The sequence below is a fragment of the Kitasatospora sp. NPDC057595 genome, from assembly GCF_042800875.1.
In the GTDB taxonomy this organism is placed as follows: Bacteria; Actinomycetota; Actinomycetes; order Streptomycetales; family Streptomycetaceae; genus Kitasatospora.
In genome coordinates, this window is sequence record NZ_JBHVGL010000038.1 from 1 (window position 1) to 2,909 (window position 2,909).

The 2,909-nt window shown below is 74.4% G+C and carries 1 protein-coding gene; it reads left to right on the plus strand.

The window, feature by feature from the left end; all coding sequences use genetic code 11:
- A partial coding sequence (infB, locus tag ACFU9E_RS33870) for a translation initiation factor IF-2 (protein ID WP_380715623.1) occupies positions 1 to 2,783 on the plus strand: 2,783 nt, incomplete at its 5' end.
- Positions 2,784 to 2,909 lie beyond the last annotated feature (126 nt).

Below are 2,909 nucleotides of genomic sequence, written 5' to 3' on the forward strand. Positions count from 1 at the left end.
CGTCCGGCCCGACGCCGGGCCCGCGCCCGGCTCCGCGCCCCGCGGCGCCGGCCGCCCCCGCGGCCGAGTTCTCCTCGCCGGCCCCCGAGGCCGCCGAGACCCAGGCCCCGCGCCAGGCCCCGCAGGCCCCGCAGGCCGCTCGTCCGGCCGGTCCCGCCGCCGGCGGCGCCCGTCCGGGCCCGCGTCCGGCCGGTCCGCGTCCGGGCAACAACCCGTTCACCTCGGGCAGTGCCACCGGTATGGCCCGCCCCGGCGACCGCCGTCAGGGCGCGCCGGGTGCCCGTCCGGGTGCTCCGGCCGGCCAGGGTGGCGACCGTCCCCGTCCGGGTGGCGACCGTCCGCGTCCGGGTGGCCAGGGTGCTCCCGGTGGCGACCGTCCCCGTCCGGGTGGCGACCGTCCGCGTCCGGGTGGCCAGGGTGCCCCCGGTGCCGGTGCCCCCCGTCCGGGTGGTGCCCCGCGTCCCGGTGGCGCGCCGCGTCCGGCCGCTCCGGGTGCCCCGGGTGCCGGTGCTCCGCGCCCCGACGGCATGCCGCGTCCGGCCGGCCCGCGTCCGACCCCGTCGGGCATGCCGCGTCCGAACCCGGGCATGATGCCGCAGCGTCCGGCCGGTCCGGGCCCGCGTCCCGGCCCGGGTGGCCGTGGTCCGGGTGGCCCCGGCGGTCGTCCGGGTGCTCCGGGCGGTGCGCGTCCGGGCTTCCAGGGCCGTCCGGCCGGTCCGGGCTCGCGTCCGGCCGGTGGCGGCTTCGGCGGTCCCCGTCCGGGTGGCGGTGCTCCCGGTGGCGGCGGCGGCTTCGGCGGCCCGCGTCCCGGCGGCTTCGGCGGCCGTCCCGGTGGCCCGGGTGCCCGTGGTGGCACGCAGGGTGCCTTCGGCCGTGGCCCCGGTGGCCGTCCGGCCCGTGGTCGCAAGTCGAAGCGGGCGAAGCGCCAGGAGTACGAGGCCATGCAGGCCCCGTCCGTCGGCGGTGTGATGCTGCCTCGCGGCAACGGCCAGACCGTTCGCCTGTCGAGCGGCGCCTCGCTGATGGACTTCGCGGAGAAGATCAACGCCAACCCGGCCGCGCTCGTCTCCGTCATGTTCAACCTCGGTGAGATGGTCACCGCGACGCAGTCGGTCTCCGACGCGACGCTGCAGCTGCTGGCCGACGAGATGGGCTTCCAGCTCGAGATCGTCAGCCGGGACGACGAGGACCGCGAGCTGCTGGAGTCGTTCGACATCGACTTCGGCGCCAACGAGGGAGACGAGGACCAGCTGGCCCCGCGCCCGCCGGTCGTCACCGTCATGGGTCACGTCGACCACGGTAAGACCCGCCTGCTGGACGCCATCCGCAAGTCCAACGTGGTGGCCGGCGAGGCCGGTGGCATCACCCAGCACATCGGTGCGTACCAGGTGGTCACCGAGGTGAACGGCGAGCAGCGCCCGATCACCTTCCTCGACACCCCGGGTCACGAGGCGTTCTCCGCCATGCGTGCCCGTGGTGCCAAGTCCACCGACATCGCGATCCTGGTGGTCGCGGCCAACGACGGTGTCATGCCGCAGACGGTCGAGGCGCTGAACCACGCCAAGGCCGCCGGTGTGCCGATCGTGGTCGCCGTCAACAAGATCGACGTCGAGGGCGCCGACCCGACCAAGGTCCGCGGCCAGCTGACCGAGTTCGGCCTGGTGGCCGAGGAGTACGGCGGCGACACCATGTTCGTCGACATCTCCGCGCGCCAGGGTCTGCACATCGACCAGCTGCTGGAGGCCGTGGTCCTGACCGCGGACGCCTCGCTGGACCTGCGGGCCAACCCCGAGCAGGACGCGCAGGGTATCGCCATCGAGGCCCACCTCGACAAGGGCCGCGGTGCCATGGCGACCGTCCTCGTGCAGCGCGGTACCCTCCGCGTCGGCGACTCGATCGTGGTCGGCGACGCCTACGGCCGCGTCCGCGCGATGCTGGACGAGAACGGCAACAGCCTCGCCGAGGCCGGCCCGTCCCGCCCGGTGCTGCTGCTCGGTCTGACCTCGGTGCCCCGCGCCGGCGACAGCTTCATCGTCGTCGACGAGGACCGCACCGCCCGTCAGATCGCCGAGAAGCGCTCGGCCCGCGACCGCAACGCCGCCTTCGCGCAGCGTCGGGTCCGGGTGTCCCTGGAGGACCTGGACAAGGCCATCGCCGCCGGCTCCATCGAGCAGCTCAACCTCATCATCAAGGGTGACGTCTCCGGTTCGGTCGAGGCCCTCGAGGACGCCCTCGTCAAGCTGGACGTGGGCGAGGAGGTCGAGCTCCGGGTCCTGCACCGCGGTGTGGGTGCCATCACCGAGTCCGACGTGGACCTGGCGATGGGCTCGGACGCCATCATCATCGGCTTCAACGTGCGCGCCGAAGGCCGTGCGCGTGCGGCGGCCGACAAGGAAGGCGTGGACGTCCGGTACTACTCGGTCATCTACCAGGCGATCGAGGAGATCGAGAACGCCCTCAAGGGCATGCTCAAGCCGGAGTACGAGGAGGTGCGCCTCGGCGCCGCGGAGATCCGCGAGGTCTTCCGCTCCTCCAAGTTCGGCAACATCGCCGGTGTCCTGGTCCGCGACGGCATCATCCGCCGCAACGCCAAGGCCCGCCTGCTGCGCGACGGCAAGGTCGTGGCGGAGAGCCTCACCATCGAGGGTCTGCGCCGCTTCAAGGACGACGCGACCGAGGTCCGCGAGGGCTTCGAAGCCGGTGTCACCCTGGGCTCGTTCAACGACATCAAGGTCGAGGACATCATCGAGACCTACGAGATGCGCGAGAAGCCGCGCGCGTAAGCGGGTGGCTGCCGGGGCCGGGGGGCGCGTGGGCAAGACGCCGACCAGCCCCCCCGCAGCGGGGTTGGGGGGGGGGGGGGGTGCCGGGGGGGGCGCGCCCCCCCCGCCCGACAGCGGGGCGTGGCG